This is a genomic window from Acinetobacter sp. ABJ_C4_1, from assembly GCF_044538495.1.
In the GTDB taxonomy this organism is placed as follows: Bacteria; Pseudomonadota; Gammaproteobacteria; order Pseudomonadales; family Moraxellaceae; genus Acinetobacter; species Acinetobacter nosocomialis_A.
Window position 1 is genome coordinate 536,899 of sequence record NZ_JBIUCQ010000001.1, and the last position, 22,903, is coordinate 559,801.

Annotated in this window: 19 protein-coding genes; 13 read left to right on the forward strand and 6 right to left on the reverse strand. The window is 38.2% G+C overall.

The window, feature by feature from the left end; translation table 11 throughout:
* Positions 1-265: 265 nt before the first annotated feature.
* The 4 genes from ACIF8R_RS02460 to ACIF8R_RS02475 all read left to right on the forward strand — a co-directional run bounded on the left by ACIF8R_RS02460 (position 266) and on the right by ACIF8R_RS02475 (position 4,762).
* On the forward strand, positions 266-709 hold the full coding sequence (locus tag ACIF8R_RS02460; protein ID WP_263613959.1) for an RDD family protein: 444 nt from the start codon (positions 266-268) through the stop codon (positions 707-709).
* A 301-nt stretch (positions 710-1,010) separates the two neighbouring features.
* Positions 1,011-1,169 (forward strand): hypothetical protein, encoded by a 159-nt coding sequence (locus tag ACIF8R_RS02465; protein ID WP_396478851.1) that lies wholly within the window; start codon positions 1,011-1,013, stop codon positions 1,167-1,169.
* Positions 1,170-1,270: 101 nt separating this feature from the next.
* A complete protein-coding gene (gene mgtA / locus ACIF8R_RS02470; protein WP_396478981.1) occupies positions 1,271-4,027 on the forward strand; it encodes a magnesium-translocating P-type ATPase in 2,757 nt (918 codons plus the stop codon).
* A gap of 15 nt (positions 4,028-4,042) precedes the next feature.
* Positions 4,043-4,762 carry an MgtC/SapB family protein gene (locus ACIF8R_RS02475; RefSeq protein ID WP_311087428.1) on the forward strand — a complete coding sequence of 240 codons (720 nt, stop codon included), beginning with the start codon at positions 4,043-4,045 and terminating at the stop codon, positions 4,760-4,762.
* Between the two features lie 73 nt (positions 4,763-4,835).
* Here ACIF8R_RS02475 and ACIF8R_RS02480 read toward each other — a convergent pair whose 3' ends face one another.
* Positions 4,836-6,008, reverse strand: coding sequence for a benzoate/H(+) symporter BenE family transporter (locus ACIF8R_RS02480; RefSeq protein ID WP_068935088.1), 1,173 nt, complete (start codon positions 6,006-6,008; stop codon positions 4,836-4,838).
* Positions 6,009-6,195: 187 nt separating this feature from the next.
* Between ACIF8R_RS02480 and ACIF8R_RS02485 the strand changes: the two genes are divergently transcribed.
* Complete coding sequence (locus ACIF8R_RS02485) at positions 6,196-6,669, forward strand: Lrp/AsnC family transcriptional regulator (protein WP_233929836.1); 474 nt, start codon at positions 6,196-6,198, stop codon at positions 6,667-6,669.
* A gap of 35 nt (positions 6,670-6,704) precedes the next feature.
* Here the strand turns inward: ACIF8R_RS02485 and leuE are convergent, their stop codons facing one another.
* The 3 genes from leuE to ACIF8R_RS02500 form a co-directional block, all read right to left on the reverse strand.
* On the reverse strand, positions 6,705-7,355 hold the full coding sequence (gene leuE / locus ACIF8R_RS02490) for a leucine efflux protein LeuE (RefSeq protein WP_396463801.1): 651 nt from the start codon (positions 7,353-7,355) through the stop codon (positions 6,705-6,707).
* A gap of 73 nt (positions 7,356-7,428) precedes the next feature.
* Positions 7,429-8,418, reverse strand: a complete 990-nt coding sequence (tal, locus tag ACIF8R_RS02495) for a transaldolase (RefSeq protein ID WP_233929838.1) — start codon at positions 8,416-8,418, stop codon at positions 7,429-7,431.
* Positions 8,419-8,548: 130 nt separating this feature from the next.
* Complete coding sequence (locus ACIF8R_RS02500; RefSeq protein WP_331424376.1) at positions 8,549-9,442, reverse strand: LysR family transcriptional regulator; 894 nt, start codon at positions 9,440-9,442, stop codon at positions 8,549-8,551.
* Between the two features lie 90 nt (positions 9,443-9,532).
* On the opposite strand from ACIF8R_RS02500, the gene aceI reads away from it, so the two are divergent.
* The gene (gene aceI / locus ACIF8R_RS02505; RefSeq protein ID WP_004701059.1) at positions 9,533-9,967 is read left to right on the forward strand and encodes a chlorhexidine efflux PACE transporter AceI; all 435 of its coding nucleotides are present in this window, start codon (positions 9,533-9,535) and stop codon (positions 9,965-9,967) included.
* 60 nt (positions 9,968-10,027) lie between these two features.
* On the opposite strand, the gene ACIF8R_RS02510 is transcribed toward aceI, so the two are convergent.
* A complete protein-coding gene (locus ACIF8R_RS02510) occupies positions 10,028-11,599 on the reverse strand; it encodes an acetyl-CoA C-acetyltransferase (RefSeq protein ID WP_396478855.1) in 1,572 nt (523 codons plus the stop codon).
* Between the two features lie 235 nt (positions 11,600-11,834).
* Between ACIF8R_RS02510 and ACIF8R_RS02515 the strand changes: the two genes are divergently transcribed.
* The 3 genes from ACIF8R_RS02515 (at position 11,835) to ACIF8R_RS02525 (ending at position 15,487) form a co-directional block, all read left to right on the forward strand.
* Positions 11,835-13,226 carry a 3-oxoacyl-ACP reductase gene (locus ACIF8R_RS02515; RefSeq protein WP_396478857.1) on the forward strand — a complete coding sequence of 464 codons (1,392 nt, stop codon included), beginning with the start codon at positions 11,835-11,837 and terminating at the stop codon, positions 13,224-13,226.
* 75 nt (positions 13,227-13,301) lie between these two features.
* The gene (locus ACIF8R_RS02520; RefSeq protein WP_396478859.1) at positions 13,302-14,156 is read left to right on the forward strand and encodes a MaoC family dehydratase; all 855 of its coding nucleotides are present in this window, start codon (positions 13,302-13,304) and stop codon (positions 14,154-14,156) included.
* A gap of 71 nt (positions 14,157-14,227) precedes the next feature.
* On the forward strand, positions 14,228-15,487 hold the full coding sequence (locus tag ACIF8R_RS02525) for a serine hydrolase domain-containing protein (protein ID WP_396478861.1): 1,260 nt from the start codon (positions 14,228-14,230) through the stop codon (positions 15,485-15,487).
* 53 nt (positions 15,488-15,540) lie between these two features.
* Here ACIF8R_RS02525 and ACIF8R_RS02530 read toward each other — a convergent pair whose 3' ends face one another.
* Positions 15,541-16,119 carry a TetR family transcriptional regulator gene (locus tag ACIF8R_RS02530; RefSeq protein WP_005306446.1) on the reverse strand — a complete coding sequence of 193 codons (579 nt, stop codon included), beginning with the start codon at positions 16,117-16,119 and terminating at the stop codon, positions 15,541-15,543.
* Positions 16,120-16,244: 125 nt separating this feature from the next.
* Between ACIF8R_RS02530 and amvA the strand changes: the two genes are divergently transcribed.
* The 4 genes from amvA to ACIF8R_RS02550 all read left to right on the forward strand — a co-directional run bounded on the left by amvA (position 16,245) and on the right by ACIF8R_RS02550 (position 22,642).
* Positions 16,245-17,723: a multidrug efflux MFS transporter AmvA gene (amvA, locus tag ACIF8R_RS02535; RefSeq protein WP_396478863.1), complete on the forward strand. Its 1,479-nt coding sequence runs from the start codon at positions 16,245-16,247 to the stop codon at positions 17,721-17,723.
* A 254-nt stretch (positions 17,724-17,977) separates the two neighbouring features.
* Complete coding sequence (gene cpaA, locus ACIF8R_RS02540) at positions 17,978-19,759, forward strand: metalloendopeptidase CpaA (RefSeq protein WP_396478865.1); 1,782 nt, start codon at positions 17,978-17,980, stop codon at positions 19,757-19,759.
* A gap of 21 nt (positions 19,760-19,780) precedes the next feature.
* Positions 19,781-20,413 (forward strand): metalloprotease secretion chaperone CpaB, encoded by a 633-nt coding sequence (gene cpaB, locus ACIF8R_RS02545; RefSeq protein WP_396478867.1) that lies wholly within the window; start codon positions 19,781-19,783, stop codon positions 20,411-20,413.
* A 123-nt stretch (positions 20,414-20,536) separates the two neighbouring features.
* The gene (locus tag ACIF8R_RS02550) at positions 20,537-22,642 is read left to right on the forward strand and encodes a DNA polymerase III subunit gamma/tau (protein ID WP_396478869.1); all 2,106 of its coding nucleotides are present in this window, start codon (positions 20,537-20,539) and stop codon (positions 22,640-22,642) included.
* The last annotated feature ends 261 nt before the right edge of the window (positions 22,643-22,903 follow it).

A 22,903-nucleotide genomic window follows, 5' to 3' on the forward strand; every position in this document is an offset into this window, starting at 1 on the left:
TGTTATATATCACTCACTGAATAAAAATAATTAAACCACCTCATCTAGAGTGAGGTGTAAATAAAATATCTAAGTATGATCTATATTGTTTTAATTTATAAAAGGTATTTATAGCTATTTATAATCTTTATTACAATTCTCTATAAAATAGAAAATTAAAAATTACTTCAAGTATTTAAAAATAAAAAGATTTCCTTTACGATGAAAGTAACATGAAGTTGTCTCTTTGGTATAAGGCAAACAATAACAAAAGTGAGGTGTACGCATGAGCTATAAATACGAATATGCAGGGTTCTGGTTACGATTTGGTGCAATGATTATTGATACGCTTATTCTTTTTTTAGCCATTATTCCAGCCGCATGGATCTTTTACCGTGGAGATTACGATTTGATATTTGCTACAGGCATGAGTAGTAAACCTCAAAACTATTGGTTTGATCTGATCGTAAATTATGCTTTTCCATTTTTATATACAGTTTTATGTTGGCTCTACTTTGCAGGTACACCTGGAAAACGTCTTATGCGTTTAAAAGTTCTCGATGAAAAAACAGGGAATAAGTTAACTGTAATGCAATCTCTAATCCGCTATATCGGATATATTCCATCTATTTTGGTATTTTGTATTGGTCTTATTTGGGTCGCATTTGATCCTAAAAAACAAGGCTGGCATGACAAAATGGCAAAAACAGTGGTGGTCAAAGAGCTGTAATTTTAGTCAATATTTTGTTAATAAAAAATTACAAAAAAATTCTTGTGTGTTGCAGAGTAAAACCTATACTTGCCGCGAGTTTATTTAATGGAGATCCTAAATGGGTAGTTGTTCGAGGTTCGAGTTTAATTATCGATTAAACCAAAGCCAATACTGAGCAAGATCACCTTTAGGAAGGGCTATCTTGCAATGAGATAGCTTTGTAAAAAATTAGATTAAACCTATACAAATTACTTTATTTGTAATCAAGTACTTCCAGCACTTATCTGTTTAGTTTCTCGCTAGAAATGGGGAGAAGCCAATGTTTTTATATGCTTCCACACACAGCTATGCCTACCAAACTTCAATTTTGGTAAATAATTCGTCTCATACGATTCAAAGTATCCGAGCTATGTTCAAACCTGTGACTTTCCGTCAGCGTTGGTTTGGCTTTGGACTAATTTTCTCTTCTTCATCGTAAGTCTACGATCTCCTATCCCTTTCTAAATTTTAAATTTTTATAGACTTTATTTCTCAATAAGGTCGAGAGCTTTGTACGCCTAAAAAATGGAGGATTTCGTGATGAAATTCTGGCAACGACTCTTCACAGCATTTTTACAAAGATTTCATTTGATGCGTTTTTTTGGTCGTAATCGTTCTTTTAAAGAGCTACATCAATCAAGCTATGCTCAAGAAATTAGCAAAAACTTATCTATGCGTTTGCTCGATGCGTCAAGAGCCCAAACAGGTGACTTATTAAAACAATTCGATACTCACTTCACAGGGCTTACAGAAGAGCAAGCACATACCCAGCAAATGGCAGTGGGGCTTAATGAGATTACTCATGAGAAACCATTAACTTGGTGGCAACATCTTTGGTATTGCTACCGCAATCCGTTCAATATTTTGCTTAGCCTTTTGGCACTAATAGCTTTTTTTACCGATGATTTAACGGGTTCAACCATTATTAGTGTGATGGTTATCCTTTCAACACTACTTCGTTATTGGCAAGAAGCAAAATCAAATCAAGCTGCGGATGCCTTAAAGGCAATGGTGAGTAATACCGCTACAGTATTACGTCATCAAGTCAGTGCAGAAGATTTAGAGCTTATGCATGAACGTTATGGCATTGATATTAAAAATCAAACCAATCAACAATTTGAAATGCCAATTCAATATTTGGTGCCAGGTGATGTGATTTTATTGTCTGCAGGCGACATGATTCCTGCTGATTGCAGCATTTTAAATGCTAAAGATTTGTTTGTTTCTCAAGCTGCAATGACTGGTGAATCAATGCCTGTCGAGAAATTTCCTTTGCAGAAAAATCTTGAAGAAACGAGTGCTTTAGAGCTAGATAACATTGTATTTATGGGGACCAATATTGTTTCTGGTTCGGCTCAAGCTATTGTTTTAAGTACTGGTATTCAAACATATTTTGGTGCGCTTGCTCACCGAGTTACGGCTACTGATCGCAGCACGACAGCATTTCAAATGGGGGTCAACAAAGTAAGTTGGTTGCTCATTCGCTTTATGTTGGTCATGGCACCTGTTGTCCTTTTCATTAATGGCTTTACCAAAGGTGATTGGACAGAGGCATTTTTATTCGCATTATCGGTTGCTGTTGGTCTTACTCCAGAAATGCTACCGATGATTGTGACTTCAACTTTAGCCAAGGGCGCGGTTTTCTTATCTAAAAAGAAAGTGATTGTTAAACGTCTAGATGCGATCCAAAACTTTGGTGCAATGGATGTTCTGTGTACCGATAAAACTGGAACACTAACTCAAGACAAAATCTTTTTATCCCAACATATTGATGTAAATGGTGAAAAATCAGACTTTGTACTCATGCAGGCATTTTTAAACAGTTACTATCAAACTGGTTTAAAAAATTTGCTTGATGTAGCTGTGTTAGAAGCTGTTGATGATCAGATCAAAACTCAAAAGTTACGTTATAAAAAGTTAGATGAAGTTCCATTTGATTTCGATCGCCGCCGTATGTCAGTCGTGGTCCAAACGCCTCAAGAAAAAGTGCGCATGATTACTAAAGGCGCGGTTGAGGAAATGTTAAAAGTTTGCCGTTATGTTGAAGTAAATGGCAAAGTAGAACCTTTAACAGAACAACGTGAAGTTGCAATTGAAGCATTAACTCAACGTTATAACCGCGATGGCTTACGTGTCGTTGCTGTAGCATATCGTGAGTTTGATAATAAACAGGAAAATTATTCGGTTGTTGATGAAAGTGATCTAATTTTAATTGGTTATGTTGCATTTCTTGATCCACCTAAAGAGTCTGCTCGAGAAGCAGTACAAAGCTTGCATGCTCATGGTGTAACCGTAAAAGTACTTACAGGTGATAATGAGTTTGTAACTCAAAAAGTGTGCCGTGAAATTGGTCTAAATTATGATCAAGTTCTATTAGGTGGTGTAATTGAAACCTTAACTGATGAGCAACTCAAAAGAGCAGTAGAGCAATACAATATTTTTGCGAAGCTAAGTCCAGTACATAAAGAACGTATTGTTGAGCAGTTAAAAGCAAACGGTCACGTGGTTGGTTTCTTAGGAGACGGTATTAATGATGCCGCGGCTATACGTGCTGCCGATATTGGTATTTCAGTAGATACGGCAGTAGATATTGCTAAAGAATCAGCAGATTTAATCTTGCTTGAAAAAAGCTTGATGGTGCTTGAAAAAGGTGTAATTGAAGGCCGTAGAACTTTTGCCAATATGCTGAAGTATATCAAAATGACGGCAAGTTCAAATTTCGGTAATGTTTTTTCGGTATTAATTGCGAGTGCTTTTATTCCATTTTTACCAATGCTGCCTATTCACTTACTCATCCAAAACTTACTTTATGACGTATCACAAATTGTCATTCCTTTTGACAACGTTGATGAAGAGTTAATTGCAAAACCACAGCGTTGGCAACCTGAAGAAGTGGGTCGTTTTATGGTGGTATTTGGACCGATTAGCTCAATTTTTGACATTATCACGTTTTGTTTGATGTGGTTTGTGTTTTCGGCAAATACGTCCGAACATCAGACTTTATTCCAGTCTGGTTGGTTCGTTGTGGGGCTACTCACTCAAACATTGATTGTGCATATGATTCGTACGGCTAAGATTCCATTTATTCAGAGTCGCGCTGCAACACCATTATTGGTCATGACAGTGGTGATTATGTGTATTGGTATTTTCTTACCAATGGGGCCTTTGGCAAGTTACTTAAAACTGCAAGCTTTACCATTAAGTTATTTCCTATATTTGCCTTTAATTTTAATTGCTTATATGTGTATTACTCAATTGGTTAAAAAAATCTATATTCGCCGTTACGGCTGGCAATAAAATCATAGGTGCAAGATGAAGTTGCAATTTCTACAACATACAGATTTATCTAATATTGCAGATACTCTCATTAGTCTCTCGGTTGCTTTTGTTTTAGGGGCATTAATTGGATTTGAACGTCAATATAGGCAACGTACAGCTGGCCTTCGAACCAATGTTCTGGTCGCTGTAGGTGCTGCAATTTTCGTAGATGTTGCAACGAATCTTACTGGAGCAGATGGAGCTGTTCGAGTCATTGCCTATGTGGTTTCGGGTATTGGTTTCTTGGGTGCAGGTGTGATTATGCGTCAAGAAGGCAATATCCATGGCTTAAATACCGCAGCGACTTTATGGTGTTCGGCGGCTGTGGGAGCGGCGGCAGGTTCCGATTTAATTATTGAAGCCATACTGGCAACAGCTTTTATTTTATCTGCCAATACTTTATTAAGGCCGATTGTTCATATCATTGACCGTCGTCCATTAGACGATGACACAGAAGTCTTGCATGTCATTTACATCATATGTGACCGCAGTCAGAGTAAAGTGGTTATGGATGAATTAAACCTAACGTTGAAGCATCACAATTATCCTGCTAAAGATATTGATGTGACACCTTTTGGAGAGAAAGAGGTTGAAATAGAAGTGACGTTAATTGCGACTTCAATTGAGACAGAAGAAGCGCAGCATATTATTAACCACTTAAATGCAATGCCACAAATACGACAGGCTTTTTGGGATAAAAACGCAATTAATTAATTTAATGAGACTTTGCATTTAACTGTTTATGAAATTCTCTAAAAGGTTAAGCGCAAAGTCTTTATTTTAGGTGTTATTTTTTAACCTTAAATTTAAGAACTACAAATACGATAATACCGACAATTAGCCCCCAAAATGCCGAACCTATACCGAAAAATTGAATACCCGAAGCGCTACATAAAAAGGTAAACAGTGCTGCTTCACGGTCTTCAACAGGGCCAAAGGCAAGCGCAATGTTATGGCTAATGGTACCAAGTAATGCAATACCTGCTAAAGCTACAATAAAAATATGAGGAAAAGACATGAGCAAGCTTGTGAGTGTTGCTGCAAATAGTCCCATCAATGCATAGAAAAAACCAGAGCTTATGCCAGCAATATAGCGTTTACTTGGGTCAGGATGAACTTGATCGTCAAGGCATACAGCCGCACTAATCGCAGCAATATTAACGCTATAGCAACCAAAAGGCGCAAGCAAAACTTGGGTTAAACCGGTCCAGCCAATGAGTTGATTCACATGTGGTTTATATCCATAACTTTTAATCATGGCAATACCGGGTAAATACTGCGAAGCCATACTAATCACAAACAATGGTAGAGCTAAGCCCAAAAGAGCCGACCAGCTAAAGACAGGACTAATCCAAACAGGTTTAGCCAAAGACCAGTGAAGTGTAGGCATATGAAAGTCTAAAAACACAGGGCAGAGCACAACACCAGCAAGTGCTGTGAACACGATGCTATAACGCGGCCATAATCTTTTTGTAATGATATAAATGACGAGCAAAGATAAAACGAATGCCCAATCATTTTGTAAACTTGCGAAAAGTGAAATACCAAATTTAAGTAAAACGCCTGCAAGCATGGCACTGGTTAAGCTTTGCGGAATATAGGAAAGCGCTTTTTGAAAAATTCCAGAAAAACCTAAAATCGCAGTCAGTACACCAACAACTAAAAAAGCACCAATTGCTTCATTTATGCTATATCCACCGCCAGTTGCAATAATTAAAGCGAGACCAGCAGTAGACCAAGCTGTTGCTACAGGGTATTTAAATTTCCACGAAAGAATAAGTCCTGATAAACCAAGACCCAAACCTAAAGCCCAAAACCATGAGGTGATTTGTTCAGGAGAAGCACCTAAAGCTTGGGCAGCCTGAATCACTAAAATAGCCGAAACACTAATACCAATTAGAAAGGTAATGAAACCCGCGAATACGGCTGGAATAGAAAAATCTTGAAGAATCTTTTGCATGGCTAAATGTTCTAAGTCCCTGAAAAATTAATATGTTTCTGCCTATATTTTCAGCTAGATAAATCTATCAATTTTTTTAAAGAAGGTGCTTTCTATTTTTGGTTTAAAAACGAAATAATATTTTTTAAAAAGCTATAAATGCTATTATTTATTTCATAAAAATTAATTAACTTTGGATATTATTTTTATGGATGAGCAGGCTGAAAATTTGACCCCTCTTGAACTGAAAATTATGCGCTGTTTACAAGAGAACGGACGTTTAAGTAACGCTGAACTGGCAAAACTTGTAGGTATCAGTACCTCGTCTTGCTGGAATCATACTCAGCGTCTTTTTAAAATTGGGGCAATCTTGGATGTTCGTGCTCGGATTAATCCGTCTATGGTACAACGTGAAACCATTGTTTTGGTTGGTGTGGTACTCGATCGTTCAACTCCTGATAGCTTTCAGGCATTTGAACAAGCGGCAGGTGGTTTGGAGAATGTTTTAGAATGTTATCTGGTTGCTGGAGAAGTCGATTACTTTCTAAAAATTCGTGTTAAAGATTTGGCCGCCTTTAACCGATTCCATAGTGAAAAAATTATTGCCTTACCGGGAGTAAGGCAGGTTAGAACATTCTTTGTACTCAATGAAGTTAAAACAGATGGCATGCTGGCATTTTAAAAGTTCAATATGTTCATCTTTATAGGCTAGGCAACTTACATTGTTGAAGTTGCCAACTTCAACCCAAATCCAAAAAATAAAATTCCGACTAAAAAAATACTACTCGCCGCAATTTTATGATTTTGTTTAAAAAATGCCGAGAGTTTAATTCCAGAGAAAATAAGAGCTGTTAAATAGCTAAAGCTAATAATTTGTAAAATAACCGCTAAGATTAAAAAACTTAAAGCTGGATAGGCATAATCTGGGTTAATAAACTGAACAAAGAAAGATAAGAAAAATAAAATCGCTTTAGGGTTAAGTAAACTAATACTTAAGGCGGTTTTATAAGGGTGAATTTTATCTAAAGTAGGTAAATCAGCCATTTCTACTTGGGGTTGATTACGTAATTTCCAGCGTTGAATACTGCCTTGTAAAAGCTTAAACCCTAAATAGGATAGATAAAGTGCACCGATGAGTTTAAGAATAATAAAAACCCAAGGAAATGCTTTTAATAAAGAAGCTGCGCCCAATACGGTACAAAGCATTAAAATAAGATCACCAGTAAAAATACCAAGTGCACCCATATATCCGGTTTTAATACCATAGCGTGAAGCAATTGACATCACATAAAGGGAATTAGGTCCGGGTAATAACACAATTAGGAATGTACCAATAATATATGTTGTTATATCTGTTATGCCGAACACGAGAAACCCAATAAAAAACCGATTTTTGTCATGATAACAAAAATCGGTGATTTTGTATGAAAAGTGCAGTTTTTTAAGATTTAATTTCTGCATCAATTCCAAAAGATTGACGTAACAAACGACTTAATTGGTCACGAGCTTTAATAAAGCCATCAACACCACCTTGTAAAAGTTGAAATGCCATTAAGTCATGATTAAGTTCGTCTTTAAAACTTTGTTCGTTTTGAGCAGGTCTAACAATAGCCTCTGCTTGTTTTGATTTAGTCGCATCAAGAGCTGCATCAACTGTACGAGTATCTTGTTCAAGCTGAGTAAGTAGTCCCGGCGAAATCGTTAGCAAATCACATCCTGCAAGGCCAAGCACTTGATCAATGCTACGGAAGCTCGCACCCATCACTTGAGTTGGAATATTTTGCTGCTTGTAGTAAGTGTAGATTTTCTTAACTGAAACTACACCTGGGTCTTTTTCGATTGGGTAAGCGTCTACACCTTCAGCTTTTTTGTACCAGTCTAAAATACGGCCGACAAACGGTGAAATTAAAGTAACTTTTGCATCTGCACATGCTTGAGCTTGATGTAAACCGAAAAGGAGAGTGAGGTTACAGGCAATCCCTTCAGCTTCAAGTACCTTAGCAGCTTGAATACCTTCCCAAGTCGACGCGATTTTAATAAGAATACGTGACTGATCAATACCATAACCTTTGTAAAGTTCACATAATTCATGTGCTTTTTGAATGGTTGCTTCAGTATCGTATGAAAGGGCAGCGTCAACCTCTGTTGAAACTCGGCCTTCAATCAGTTTTAAAATTTCTACACCAAATTTTACGGTTAAAATATCAATGGTTCTTTCGATCAGCTCATCATTTTTATAGCCTTCTTCTTTGGCTTGATAATAAGCATCTTCAATGAGCTCTTTACTTTCCGGTTGTTCTGCCGCTGCAGTAATCAATGAAGGATTCGTTGTAGCATCTAACGGACGAAATTTACGAATAGCATCAAGGTCGCTACTGTCAGCAACAACGGTCGTTAATGTTTTTAATTGGTCAAGTGCTGTATGAGTCATTGATATTCAACATCTTCAGTAATAAATCTTATGTTTTCTTTATAGCACAAACTCTATCCATACTGTCGATATATCAATTGTTATGTTTCAAAGAAAAACGTTTATGTTCTGCATCTCAATTGAAATGATTTTAAGGAACCAGTTGCATTCGCTTATTGCGAATATAATCAATCAAAAACCGTGCAGCAGCACCGAGTTCACTTTCACGGCTCCACACTAAGTCTACGTAGTATTCAAAACGTGGCGTAAAATCAAATACATCTAATGCTTTAAGCTTATTGTTTAATTCTGGGTTTTCTTTAAACATCTCTTGTGGCAGTACACCCCATCCCAAATTACGTAAAATCATTAAGCAAGCAGAGTGGTGGTTGTCTGTACGCCAGTAATGTTTTGAAAATAATAATTCAGGTTTTAGCGTTTCATCTCGACTTGCTACAACAATTTGTCTTGTACCCAAAATCTGTTCATACGAAACATGCTCTTGGCTTGCGAGCGGATGGGTTTTTGAAATAACAGGAATTAAAGCTTCACGTTTGAGTTCTACAAACTGCTCTCTATTGTCTAAATGCTCACGTTCAAACATAAGGGCCAGTTGAGCAGAGCCATCTAGTAACATGTGAAGCGCATCTTCTTGAGGGGCAGACACAATATTAATTTGTAGGTCAGGGAAGCGGCTTTCTAACAGGCAAACATAGTCGGTCCAATTGGTATGTAGCAGCTCAGACACCACAACAATAGTGAGGTTTGGTTCTAGACCAGTACTTAAGGCATGGGCGTGTTGTTTCCATTGATTCATTTCAATCAATAGTTGCGCCGTTTTTTCATATAGCACTCGTGCTTCAGCTGTTGGGGTAGGTTCACGGCCTTTGCGTTCAAATAAAGTCAGGTTCAGATCGATTTCTAAATTAGCAATAGACATACTTACAGCAGAGGGAACTTTACCGAGTTTCCTTGCTGCTGCTGAAAAGGAGCCAGTTTCAATCACGGCCTGAAACATGAGCAATTGTTCTTGATTAATATTCATCTGTCAAAAAAACTGAAAGAACCTGATTGGATTAATCAAAATTATAAAAATAAAATGCACATTATCCAAGTAATTATTGAGTATTTAAAAATGTTGATTTCCAAGAGAAGACTCATTCATGCAATCAGTTATGAAGGAATTTTATTGGTCATCATTGCGATTGCATTAAGTTTTATTTTTGATATGCCGATGGAAGTGACCGGAACACTCGGTGTGTTTATGGCAGTAGTTTCAGTTTTCTGGAATATGATTTTTAACCACTATTTCGAAAAAGTAGAGCATAAATATAATTGGGAAAGAACGATCCCTGTGCGGATTTTACATGCGATTGGTTTTGAAGGTGGCTTGTTGATTGCAACCGTACCGATGATTGCATATATGATGCAGATGACTGTGATTGATGCATTTATTTTAGATATTGGCTTAACCTTATGTATTTTGGTTTATACCTTTATTTTCCAGTGGTGCTATGACCATATCGAAGATAAGTTTTTCCCAAATGCTAAAGCTGCATCACTTCATTAAAATTAAGTACTTAAAGTAAAAAAGCACCCTGATGGGTGCTTTTTTAGGTGAATCGTAAAATTATTTCTCTACGATTGCTACAACGCCTTCACCACCTGCTGTACAGATCGAGATTAATGCGCGGCCTGTACCTTTTTCATTAATTAATTTAGCTGCAGTAGCCAAGATACGACCACCAGTTGCAGCAAATGGGTGACCTGCACCTAAAGATGAACCATTTACGTTAAGTTTAGAGCGGTCAATTGAACCTAAAGGTGCATCTAGACCAAGACGTTCTTTACAGAATTTTTCGTCTTCCCAAGCTTTTAAAGTCGACAATACTTGAGATGCAAATGCTTCATGAATTTCGTAGAAATCAAAATCTTGAAGTTTAAGGTTAGCGCGCTTAAGCATACGAGGTACTGCATAAGCAGGAGCCATCAATAAGCCTTCTTTAGGACCGTTCTTACCAATGAAGTCAACAGCTGCTGTTTCAGAGAAAGAAAGGTAAGCTAAAACTTCATGACCGTTTTCTTTTGCCCATTCTTCAGAAGCAAGCAATACAACAGAAGCACCGTCAGTCAACGGAGTTGAGTTACCTGCTGTCATTGTTGCAGTTTCGCCTTTACCGAAAACTGGTTTCAATTTAGCAAGTTTTTCAACTGTACTGTCTGCACGTAAGTTGTTGTCACGGTTAAGACCTAAGAATGGAGTGATTAAGTCGTCAAAGAAACCACGTTCATAAGCAGCAGCAAGTTTTTGATGGCTGCTTGCAGCTAACTCGTCTTGCGCTTCGCGAGTAATACCCCATTCTAAAGCAGTAATTGCTTGGTGCTCACCCATTGAAAGGCCAGTACGTGGTTCACCGTTGCTTGGTGCATCAAGAAGCTTTTTAAAATCAATTTTTGTTAATGCTTTAAGACGGTCTTTACCAGTCTTAGCAACATTGAGCTCAAGTAAAACTTTACGTAAACCATCACCTACAGCAATCGGCGCGTCAGAAGTTGTATCTACACCACCTGCAATACCTACATCGATTTGACCAAGTGCAATTTTGTTTGCAACAACAAAAGCTGCTTGTAAACCTGTACCACAAGCAATTTGAATGTCATAAGCAGGAGTTTCAGGAGCAAGATCTGTGCTCAATACAACTTCACGAGTCATGTTGAAGTCACGGCTATGTTTTAAAACAGCACCCGCAACGACTTCACCAATACGCTTACCTTGTAAGTTAAAGCGCTCAACCAAACCATTCAATGCTGCTGTCAGCATGTCAGAATTAGACGCTTTAAAATAAGCAGTATTTGAACGTGCAAATGGAATACGGTTGCCACCAATAATTGCAACGCGGCGAACAGTGTTTTGGCTCATGGTTTTATCCTGTTGAACAGAAGTTTTGGTTTTTGTTGCTTTTGGTGCTGCAACTACATTATTAGAAGATGTAGATGGGGTTGCTGTAGCAGCGCTCTTATTACGAGGGCTACGTGCAGGTGCAGTCGTTGAACGAGTACGTGTCGTTTTTGGAGTATTAGTTGCTGCTTTAGGAGTTGTGCTGTTACGCTTAGCCGTGTTAGAAGCCGGCTTTGATGTATTTGACACTTTTTCCTCAGCAGAATTCTCGACTGCTGGATTTTCTTGAGTTGTCTTGCTCATAAGGCTTTTCCAAGCATATTAACGATATTCTTATTAGCTACATTAACACAATTCAAATAGACCTGTATTGACTAGAATGACATTGTAGATAGCATTCAGGTCAAGACATCCAAAGATGAACTCAAGTATGATTTGGAGTAACTCTAATGAACGACTGATTTCATATTGTTGCTATTCATCTCATAACATAATGAAGCCTGTCGTAGAAAATTCATTTCTTTGAGAGATAATAATCATGACTGATCAATACCAAGCATTTACACAATCTCCTATTGGTAAATTCGTTGTTAAAAATCTGGGTTTACCATCGCCAGTTGCATTAGAGCGTTTTGAAAGTGCTCAGCCAGTAGTGAATGGTGCAGTATTGGTTGGCGCAGCGCCGTCAAGTGTATTGTCTGGTGCGATTGCACAAGTACTTAGCAATATTCATGCTGACAGCTATGTCGGTAATAATGTTGCATTACAGCAAGAAGCTGCAAAAGTTGGTTTAAATTTACGCCCATTCAATGCAGGCGACAAAGAATCAAAATTCAAAGCAGTAGTATTTGATGCTTCTGGTATTCAAAACTCAGAACAGTTAAACGAACTTTATAAATTCTTTAACCCGATTGCACGTCAAGTTGCGACTTCTGGTCGAGTGATTGTGATTGGTACAACTCCTGAAACTGCAAAAACTGTAAAACAGGCGATTGCTCAGCGTGCACTTGAAGGCTTTATCAAATCTGTAGGTAAAGAATTTAAAAAGGGTATTACTGCTCAAGTTGTCTATGTTGATGAAGGCGCTGCTGCAAACCTTGAATCAACTTTACGTTTCTTGCTTTCTCCACGTTCAGCTTATGTGTCTGGTCAAGTTGTTCGTGTGTCTAAAGCAGATGTGGTTGATGTTGATTGGGCAAAACCGCTTGCTGGTAAAACTGCATTAGTAACTGGTGCGAGCCGTGGTATTGGTGAGGCAATTGCACATGTGCTTGCACGTGATGGCGCTCATGTTATTTGTTTAGATGTACCACAACAACAAGCTGACCTTGACCGTGTGGCTGCTGACATTGGTGGTTCTACATTGGCAATTGACATTACTGCTGCTGATGCGGGCGAAAAAATTAAAACTGCTGCTGTAAAACAAGGCGGTTTAGATATTATCGTTCATAACGCAGGTATTACTCGTGACAAAACTTTGGCAAACATGAAGCCAGAGCTTTGGGACTTAGTAATTAACATTAACTTGTCTGCTGCTGAACGTGTAAATGACTACTTGTTAGAAAACGATGGTCTAAATGCAAATGGCCGCATTGTTTGTGTATCATCAATTAGTGGTATTGCGGGTAACCTTGGTCAAACAAACTATGCTGCGTCAAAAGCTGGTGTAATTGGTTTAGTTAAATTTACTGCACCTATCTTAAAAAATGGTATTACCATTAATGCAGTAGCACCTGGCTTCATCGAAACTCAAATGACTGCTGCGATTCCATTTGCAATTCGTGAAGCTGGTCGCCGTATGAACTCAATGCAACAAGGCGGTTTACCTGTTGATGTAGCAGAAACAATTGCATGGTTTGCATCAACTGCGTCTACAGGTGTAAACGGCAACGTTGTGCGTGTGTGTGGTCAAAGCTTGTTGGGCGCTTAAGCACTTTTAGCTAAATAGGGGGTGCTTGTGCATCCCTTTTTTATTCAAGAATCTATAAATTATAAAAGGTTAGGTATGAATACTCGTCATTTTAGCCAACTACCAAAAGCGGCATTGGCTTATCCAAAAGTAGTACAAGGGTTAATTTTTAAAAAGCCTCAGGGGCCAAAAATCTTGCCACAAGTTGAATATGTGGTAGACCGTCTTGAAATTGATCAAAGCCATCTCAAAGCTTATAACGAAGTATGTGGCTTTCAAAATAATGGCTTTGTACCGGCAATTTATTTGGCTGTGCTTTCTCAAAGTTTGCAAATGCACATGATGACGGCAGAAGCTTTTCCATTTCCGATTTTAGGCTTAGTTCATATCCGTAACCAGATTAAACAAACCAGACCAATTGGTGTAACTGAAAAACTCACTCTGTCATGTAAATTTGGGGAACTAAAACCGCATGATAAAGGTGTTCAGTTTGACTTTATTACGACTGCGAAAGTTGGCAATGAAGTGGTAATGGAAGGCTTAACAACTTATTTATCTCGTCAAAAAGTCGAGAAAAGAGTGGGTGAGAAAGCTAAAGAAGAACAAGCACCTGTTTATGTTCCAAAGGCCCAGTGGGATATTTTAGAAAATACAGGCCGCCGTTATGCGAAAGTGTCTGGTGATTTTAACTTAATTCATATTCATGCCATTACTGCAAAAGCATTTGGCTTTAAGCAAGCCATTGCGCATGGCATGTGGAGCAAAGCTAAAGCGCTAGCGAACCTCGAATTACCAAATGCTTATGAAGCAGATGTGTGGTTTAAGCTACCAATGTTCCTACCGTCAAAAGTTGAGTTCTTAACTGCCAATGCAGATAAAAAGACTGATTTCTTGATTCGGAATGCGAAATCACAAAAACCGCATGTTGCAGGAACTGTAAAAGCATTATAAAAATATCAGCAGCCTGAACAGAGGTTTGGGCTGTTTTTAAGCAAAATAACAAAAAATGCAAGGAACTTCATGTGATTAAAGAAATTTTACTGGCCGATACCCATAACTATCACGGTATTTTAGATGAACGTTTTATGGATTTAGCTCACCAGTTCAGCCGTCTACAAGATGCTAGAACAGGACAAGGTGGAGCTGCATTAGCAGTTTATTTTAGAGGCCAGAAAGTTGTAGATATCTACACCGGTCTAAAATCACAAAATGAAGCATGGCAACCTGAAACTTTGGCAGTTTGCTACTCTACAGGTAAAGGCGTACTCGCAACTTTAGCGCATATTTTAGTAAGTGAAGGTTTTTTAGAATACGACAAACCGATTGCGACTTATTGGCCTGAGTTTGCTCAAAATGGTAAAAAGCAAATGACTTTACGTCATGTGCTAAGTCATCAAAGCGGTATGTTTGATGTTCGAAATATTATCGAAAGTGCAAGAGAAATGCTCGACTGGTCTCATATGTTAAATGTGATTGCAGCGACTAAGCCTAGATTCCTTGCCGGAGAGGGCAATGCTTATCAAGCTTTAACATTTGGCTGGCTTGTCGGTGGAGTACTTGAAAAAGCAACTGGTCAATCTTTAGATCAGCTCATGCAAAAATATCTCGTTGAGCCTTTGCAGTTGGACGGCGCTTATTTTGGTACGCCTGCAAGCGAACTGGAACGTGTAGCACGTTTAATTATTCAACCCAAACCTGAAAAAACAGCGGCTCCCCAAGTTGAAAAACCTAAAAAGCCTCAAGCACGCAAGAGTTCACTCTCTGAAAAAATGATTACGTGGACTGGACAGGACCCACAAGATTTTCAGGATGCCATGATTCCAAAAGGAATGAAGAATTTTAGTTTCTTTAGTGATGAAGGATTGCAAGCAGTCATTCCGGCGGCGAACGGTACGTTTACTGCAAATAGTCTTGCTAAAATTTATGCGATGCTGGCAAATCACGGTGAGTGGGATGGACAGCAACTTATTCGCCCAGAAGTATTTAAAGAACTCAGTACCATTCAAAGTTATGCACGTGATCGTGTCATGCCAATTCCGATGAATTGGCGTTTAGGATATCACCGCATTATTACCATGGGTAAACGCGCTAAAAATGGCTTTGGACATATTGGTTACAATGGTTCAGGGGCGTGGTGCGATCCTGAGCGTGACCTGAGTTTTGCCTATACTCATAACTTTCAAATTGGTTCGATCACGGGTGATTACCGTTTGTGGGGGCTGACTCAAGAAGCCTTACGTTGCACCGACCAAGTTTTAAAAGGGCGTAAAGGCTGGTTCTAAGTTTTATATAATCAATAAATGCTGGTGTTTTTAATAAATGCCAGCTTCTATATTTATAATAATTCTAGGCGAATAATTGCTTCGGTATGGCGCTTAAAGTCTTCTTCAGCTAAACCTTGTAAACCAAGTTGATAAATCCCTTCTAATCCGCATACAAAGGCAATGAGCCGCCAAGCTATGTCTGTTGAATTAGATATATTTTTAAATTCACCTTCTTTTTTACCAGATTCAATTGCTTGCACAATTGTTTGATGCCAATTCTGCATGGCAAGGTTATAAGCCTTTCGTATTTCAACATCTTGTTCAATTAAGAGTTCAGCCTCATTCCATAAGCGTAAGTAGGGCTGAAGTCTATCTATGTTTTCTGCGCCTAATAAGATGAATAGCCTTTGAAATTGGCTAGTCGTTTTTAGGGTTTGTTCAATTTCATCAAGCTGTTCCATGAGCTTTAAAAAAGCTTCAGCTTTTAAATGAGATGCCGAAGAAAAATGATGGTGAACTTGTCCGGTTGATGTTTGTGCTTCTGTTGCGATTCGGCGTACCGTCATGGCTGTAAAACCTTCAGCCAAAGCAACTTGCATGGCAGCTTGCAGAATCATTTCTCTGCGTTGATCGCGATTAAGATAGGCCATGTTTCTTTCACCTGACTGAATTCGACACAAATTACATTAAAACCAAAAGTTGGACAAGTGTCCAATTGTGTATATAATAACCATGATTTGAACACATGTCCAAGTTTTGGATATTGAAGAGCGTTATGCAAAAAAAATGGTTAATCCTGACAATTATCGTCCTTATTTATTTACCAGTTACGATTGATGCAACGGTGATGCATGTTGCTACACCATCTTTAAGTGCAGCATTGAATTTAACTGCCAATCAGCTTTTATGGGTCATTGATATTTATTCACTGATTATGGCGGGTTTGATTTTGCCGATGGGTGCACTGGGTGATCGTATTGGCTTTAAAAAATTATTATTTATTGGAACTGCAATTTTTGGAGTCGGTTCCTTAGCTGCGGCTTTTTCTCCAACGGCTTACGCCTTAATTGCTTCCCGTGCTGTTTTAGGTCTAGGGGCAGCGATGCTTATTCCTGCCACTTTATCAGGTATTCGTAATGCTTTTACCGAAGAAAAGCAGAGAAATTTTGCACTTGGTCTTTGGTCTACAGTGGGTGGTGGCGGAGCAGCTTTTGGTCCATTGGTTGGTGGTTTTGTACTAGAACATTTCCATTGGGGAGCAGTATTTCTCATCAATATCCCGATTATTTTAGTCGTTCTGGTCATGATCGCGATGATCATTCCTAAACAACAAGAGAAAACTGATCAGCCAATTAACCTAGGACAAGCTTTAATTTTGGTTGTAGCTATTTTAAGCCTCATCTATTCAATCAAATCGGCGATGTACAACTTCTCGGTACTTACAGTCGTGATGTTTGTGGTTGGTATAAGTACATTAATTCACTTCATTCGAAGCCAAAAAAGAGCTACGACACCAATGATTGATCTGGAATTGTTTAAACATCCAGTGATTTCTACCAGTATTGTTATGGCCGTTGTTTCTATGATTGCTTTGGTTGGCTTTGAATTACTCTTGTCTCAAGAGTTGCAGTTTGTACATGGGTTTTCTCCATTACAGGCAGCCATGTTTATTATTCCATTCATGATTGCAATTAGTTTAGGTGGTCCATTAGCTGGTATTTGCTTGAATAAGTGGGGGCTTAGACTTGTATCGAGTCTAGGGATTTTAATTAGTGCACTCAGTCTATGGGGACTAGCTCAGCTTAACTTCTCGACCGATCATTTTTTAGCATGGACGTGTATGGTGTTTTTAGGCTTTAGCATTGAGATTGCCTTACTGGCTTCAACTGCTGCGATTATGTCATCGGTACCGCCTCAAAAGGCAAGTGCAGCAGGTGCGATTGAAGGTATGGCTTATGAGCTTGGTGCTGGTTTGGGCGTTGCTATATTTGGGTTAATGTTATCTTGGTTTTATAGCCGCTCAATTATTTTACCAGCCGAGCTTCCGACGAGCTTAATTGAAAAAGCGAGTATCTCGATTGGTGAAACCATGCAATTAGCTTCTAACCTTGAAAGCCCTTTGGGAGGGCAATTAATTGCAGTTGCTCAGCAAGCTTTTAGCTATGCGCATAGTTGGGTGCTTACAATTTCAGCTATTTGTTTCTTCCTTTTAACTGTATTTGTCTGGTTTAGCTTTCCTAAGAAAGTAAACTAAAATAAAGGGTAAAAAGAGAGACAATCTTTCTTTTTACCCTTAAATGTCTGTTTAATATTTTCTTTATAATAAATTTAGTTATTTAATTCTCATAAATAAACTATTGCTTAATAAATTTCATGTTTTTATTTCAAAATGATTCAATGTTCATCTATTTGAAATTTAATAAAAAATTATTAACTTGAAAATTGACTGGAAAAAAATGGTTTGTTAACCTGCTATTCGAAAATCTAAAACAAATAAAAGAGGCTACTGTGAATTTTAAATTAAAAACATCACTTATTATTGGAGCAATTGTTGCATCTTCACTTGTATATGCCGCAACTGTACTTTCACCAAATCAGAATAATAATAGTGGATCAATTCCGTCGGGTTATTCAGATTTAGAATTTTCTTTAGCTAATGGAAATTGGGTCAAAAATCTCTCTTTACCAACAAATGCTAATAATTTGGACAAAATTACAATTCGTTCTAGTGCCGCTTACAGTAGTTATTTAGACACTTCTAATACGAATATTCCGTTAGAAGTGTTGAAGATAAATAGCGGTGATGTTTATCAATTCATTTTTAATAGCAGTCAAAATAAATGGATTGCTCAGTTAGCAACCGTGAGTCCTACCAATGGTGCGACTTATGAAGTCATTCCATTAACCACTGCATCTATGCAAAAAATACTTATTCAAAATGACAAATGGGCACAAACCATTGCATTACCGAGTGATGTACGTGACGGAACAACTGTACAAGTTGTTTCTACAGCAAGTGCAAGCTCAGAGATTGATAAAACAAATTTACTATTCCCAAGCAGTTTCACATTAAAAAATGGCTCTGAATATTGGTTTAAATATTATTCTGCTTTAGGAAAATGGGTTCCAGAATATATAAAACCTCAGAAGCTAAATGTTCAGCAAATCGGAACATCTTTAGCCGCGGTAAGTAGTCCGCTTACCGAAATTGCATTTGGAGATGGGAACTGGGTTTCCAATTTTACTTTGCCTACCACTGCAAGTGATCGGGATAGAATTATTATTAAGTCTACAGCGACTTGGTCTGCAAAAATTAATAATACCAATGTTAATAGCCAAGCGACCTTAACACTTAAAACAGGCGATCAATATGAGTTTATGTATGTAAGCGACAAAGGATATTGGCAGCTGATCTCTTCACCAACAAAGGTAATTGATTCAACGGCAACAATCCCTGCAACTTTACCGAATATGACTCAGCCCACTTTAAAAGTAAAACTGTCTACATCAAATTGGCAGCCGACCTTGCAGCTACCAGCTCAAGCTCAAGTTGGGGATAAGGTGGTTATTGTGTCGAATGCATCGGCAGACACCAATATTAATGCTGCTAATGGTTTGTCGACAGCAATTAAAAATGGTGAAAATCGCCGTTTTATATATACCGCTCAAGGCTGGATAGTAGATAGTTATACAATTGATATGTTGTTAGTTTCTAGCCCCGAAGTAAATGCAATTTTAGGTGAGAGCGCTGCAAAACTTAGAATGATTGAAGGCGTAAATCTAACAAATTTAACCGCTGAAAATTCAAATGCACGTTTTTACTTAAGAGATGTGGGCTATTTAACTTATAAAATCCCTGCTACCACTTTAAAAGAAGCAATCTCGACTGGACGAGATGACACGACGGTACAAAATGAGCGAAAACGTGTATTGGCAGACGGTGTTTATTATCAAGGTAATGAACCGGGAGACGGTGGCTGTGGTTGGGCTTGGATTAATGCTTCTGCATATAACATGATTGGCGCAAATGATATTGCAGGTTGTTCTTTTGCGGCCATGCGTCATGAAGTCGGGCACAATCTTGGTCTGTACCATAATGGTTCAACCAATATTGGCTCGGGCTTTGCTCATCCGTTAGGAAGTACAGTAATGGGCGGTAATAATATTAATTTTTACTCTAGCCCGTATCTATATAACCCTAAATATGGTGTACGTTTAGGTGAAGAAGGGAAGATTGATGCTGTCAGTGTCATTAACCTGAATGCGCAGAAAATTTCTCTATATAACTAATCTCTATTTTAGCTGTAAATAATGAAGAAAAATAAATTGTTAATAGGAACTGCTATCGCTTGTGTGGCGTTAGCAGTTTTAATCTGGTTTGCTTTTTCACAGCAAAGCTCTTCTGCTTTAACGTCGCCTTTAGAAAGTCGGCAAGAGTCTGGGACAAAAGTGGCAGATAGCCAGGATGAATTTACTCGTCAAAATATGCTGAATTTGAGTTCATCAGAAAAGGAAAAGTTGTCTAGGCAACAAATTGTTTTTAATGAAATAGAAAAAGATCAGCTTCCTTCTAATATTAATTTTCCGCTGCTTAAAAATGCGAAAGGTATGATCATTAAATATGATCCAAATGTGATTGAACTTAAAAAAGTGGGCGACACTGTTAAGTTCCAAATGTTGGAATATGGCATTAATCGCACAGGTAAAATTGTAGAGATCGAACCTGTTGACCAAGATATTGTTCGGTGGACTGGAAAATTTGATCAGGGCGATCCAAATCAGAATTTCTTTACTATTGCTCAAAGTCAAAAAGACCACTACACGATCATGCAGATTTTTACCGAGAAAGGAAATTATTCTGCTGAAATTAAGGATGGTGTAGGGCTAGTGCAAACCATGGATGAAGGTATAACTGATCAAGAGCTACATCATGATCATCCTTAGACAAATAAATGGTTCTGGTAGAGAAAAGAAGTCAGTTCGCAGTTTATCTGTACGGATATGAGCTTTATGCGTTCACACTCTTTTAAAAACAAAGTATGCTTATGCCTGTAAAAAGGAGCATACATGTATCAAGTACTTGCTAGAAAATACCGTCCACGTAATTTCAATGAGTTAGTGGGACAAAACCATGTTTCTCGTGCATTAAGTAGTGCATTGGAACGCGGTCGTCTTCACCATGCTTATTTATTTACAGGAACGCGTGGTGTAGGTAAAACTACAATTGCACGTATTTTAGCCAAGTGTTTGAACTGCGAAACGGGTGTGACTTCTACACCATGTGAAGTTTGTGCAACCTGTAAAGCAGTAAATGAAGGTCGCTTTATTGACCTGATCGAAATCGATGCTGCTTCAAGAACCAAAGTAGAAGATACACGTGAACTTTTAGACAACGTTCCTTATGCGCCAACGCAAGGTCGTTTTAAAGTTTACCTGATTGACGAAGTGCATATGCTTTCTACGCATTCTTTTAATGCGTTATTAAAAACACTAGAAGAACCACCAGAACACGTTAAGTTTCTGTTTGCTACGACTGACCCACAAAAGCTACCGATTACGGTCATTTCACGTTGTTTGCAATTTACTCTACGACCTTTAGCCGTCGATGAAATTACCAAGCACCTTGGTGCTATTCTTGAAAAAGAGCAAATTAATGCCGATCAAGATGCAATTTGGCAAATTGCTGAATCTGCTCAAGGTTCATTACGTGATGCTTTATCTTTAACTGACCAAGCGATTGCTTATGGTCAAGGTTCTGTACATCATCAAGATGTTAAAGAAATGCTTGGCTTGATTGACCGTACGATCATTTATGATTTGATTTTAGCGATTCATCAGAACCAACGTGAGAAAGTTAGTCAGCTTTTATTGCAATTTAGACATCAAGCGCTAGATGTTTCACTTGTGCTTGATCAGTTGATTTCGACATTGCATGAATTGGCAATTTTACAATATCTACCTGATTTGAGTTTGAAGTATAGCGATGAAATCAATCGCAAAATCATGCAACTGTCTAAGCTGATTTCTGCTCAAGATTTGCAGCTTTATTACCAAATCGCTTGTAAAGGTCGTTCAGACTTGCAACTTGCCGTGACGCAAGAGCAAGGTTTTGAAATGTGCGTTTTACGCTTATTGGCATTCCGTCCTTTAGCGCCTAATGAAATTTTAGTATCAGAGCCTGTTCAACAAAATGGACAAGCAGTGGTGAATCACCAAGTACAGCAACAAGTTCAAGATATTGCTCCTGTAAGTGCTGTTCAGCCTGTTGAAGTTATTAGTCAACCCGCTATGGTTGAACCTGAACCTGAACCTGAACCTGAACCTGAACCTGAACCTGAACCTGAACCTGAACCTGAACCTGAACCTGAACCTGAACCTCAGTCTAATCAGGATTTAATGGTATTTGACCCAAATCATCATGAGCTGATTGGGCTTGAGTCAGCAGTTGTTCAAGAGACTGTTAGTGTTTTGGAAGAAGATTTCATTCCTGTACCAGAACAAAAGTTAGTACAAGTTCAGGCAGAAACCCAAGCAAAACAAATTGAACCAGAACCAGCTTTTTCTGCTGAGCCTCAAGGTTTGTTTGAGACATCTAGCGCTGAATTTTCCCTTGATCAAGATGCGCCTATAACTCCTGATTTGTCTTCTGAACCTGTTATTGAACAACAGTCATTTGTACAAGCCGAAGTAATGGTTCAAACAGAAACAGTTGCCGTTGTAAAAGAGCCTAGTGCAACTGATAACGGTCAGTTGATGCCTCAAGATATCTTGAAGCTGGCTCCTCAAGTTTTAGAAGGTGAGTGGACACTTGAAAAATGGGAATACTGGTTTAGAAACAGCCAGCTTTCACCAGCCGTCCAAGAACTTGCGCAACATGGTGTAATGACCGGTGAAATTGGCGGCAATACTATTTTCCATATTCCTCAAGAATATGAAAATATGCTGACCCAATTGCAGCAAGGCCTTATTGATGCATTAAATGAGCAATGGCCGAATACTCAATTTACAGTTGAATATGGTGCTTTGAATACATCTACACCATATACCATTCAAAGTGCGCGTAAAGAAAAAGCCTTTCACCGAGCAGCCGAGCTATTACAGCAACAACCTGTCATTAAGAGCCTCATAGAAACTTTTGATGGCGAATTACAAAATATTCAATTAAAGCCTTAAATTTAACTGAGTTTTGATCTGGTGCAGAATATGAAAATAATAGAATTTTCATATTTTTCACTGGATTGAAATATTTGGGTCATGTCACTGTCATTGTACTTTTCTATGTTAGCCATTTTAGATTTTAAATGGATTGAACATAGCAATGAAAAGGCAATGCACTGGAATAAATTGTTTTAAATATTCATATTTTTTATTAATCGGCGCCATTCTACTGAGTGGTTGTAACGACTCATCAAATGATAATTCAAATACACCAGA

Excerpts from the sequence above, each read along its gene's own strand:
- ACIF8R_RS02460 (WP_263613959.1), top strand. The coding sequence starts at position 266 with ATGAGCTATAAATACGAATATGCAGGGTTCTGGTTACGATTTGGTGCA.
- ACIF8R_RS02465 (WP_396478851.1), top strand. The coding sequence starts at position 1,011 with ATGTTTTTATATGCTTCCACACACAGCTATGCCTACCAAACTTCAATT.
- mgtA (WP_396478981.1), top strand. The coding sequence starts at position 1,271 with ATGAAATTCTGGCAACGACTCTTCACAGCATTTTTACAAAGATTTCAT.
- ACIF8R_RS02475 (WP_311087428.1), top strand. The coding sequence starts at position 4,043 with ATGAAGTTGCAATTTCTACAACATACAGATTTATCTAATATTGCAGAT.
- ACIF8R_RS02480 (WP_068935088.1), bottom strand. The coding sequence starts at position 6,008 with ATGCAAAAGATTCTTCAAGATTTTTCTATTCCAGCCGTATTCGCGGGT.
- ACIF8R_RS02485 (WP_233929836.1), top strand. The coding sequence starts at position 6,196 with ATGGATGAGCAGGCTGAAAATTTGACCCCTCTTGAACTGAAAATTATG.
- tal (WP_233929838.1), bottom strand. The coding sequence starts at position 8,418 with ATGACTCATACAGCACTTGACCAATTAAAAACATTAACGACCGTTGTT.
- ACIF8R_RS02500 (WP_331424376.1), bottom strand. The coding sequence starts at position 9,442 with ATGAATATTAATCAAGAACAATTGCTCATGTTTCAGGCCGTGATTGAA.
- aceI (WP_004701059.1), top strand. The coding sequence starts at position 9,533 with ATGTTGATTTCCAAGAGAAGACTCATTCATGCAATCAGTTATGAAGGA.
- ACIF8R_RS02510 (WP_396478855.1), bottom strand. The coding sequence starts at position 11,599 with ATGAGCAAGACAACTCAAGAAAATCCAGCAGTCGAGAATTCTGCTGAG.
- ACIF8R_RS02515 (WP_396478857.1), top strand. The coding sequence starts at position 11,835 with ATGACTGATCAATACCAAGCATTTACACAATCTCCTATTGGTAAATTC.
- ACIF8R_RS02520 (WP_396478859.1), top strand. The coding sequence starts at position 13,302 with ATGAATACTCGTCATTTTAGCCAACTACCAAAAGCGGCATTGGCTTAT.
- ACIF8R_RS02530 (WP_005306446.1), bottom strand. The coding sequence starts at position 16,119 with ATGGCCTATCTTAATCGCGATCAACGCAGAGAAATGATTCTGCAAGCT.
- amvA (WP_396478863.1), top strand. The coding sequence starts at position 16,245 with ATGCAAAAAAAATGGTTAATCCTGACAATTATCGTCCTTATTTATTTA.
- cpaB (WP_396478867.1), top strand. The coding sequence starts at position 19,781 with ATGAAGAAAAATAAATTGTTAATAGGAACTGCTATCGCTTGTGTGGCG.
- ACIF8R_RS02550 (WP_396478869.1), top strand. The coding sequence starts at position 20,537 with ATGTATCAAGTACTTGCTAGAAAATACCGTCCACGTAATTTCAATGAG.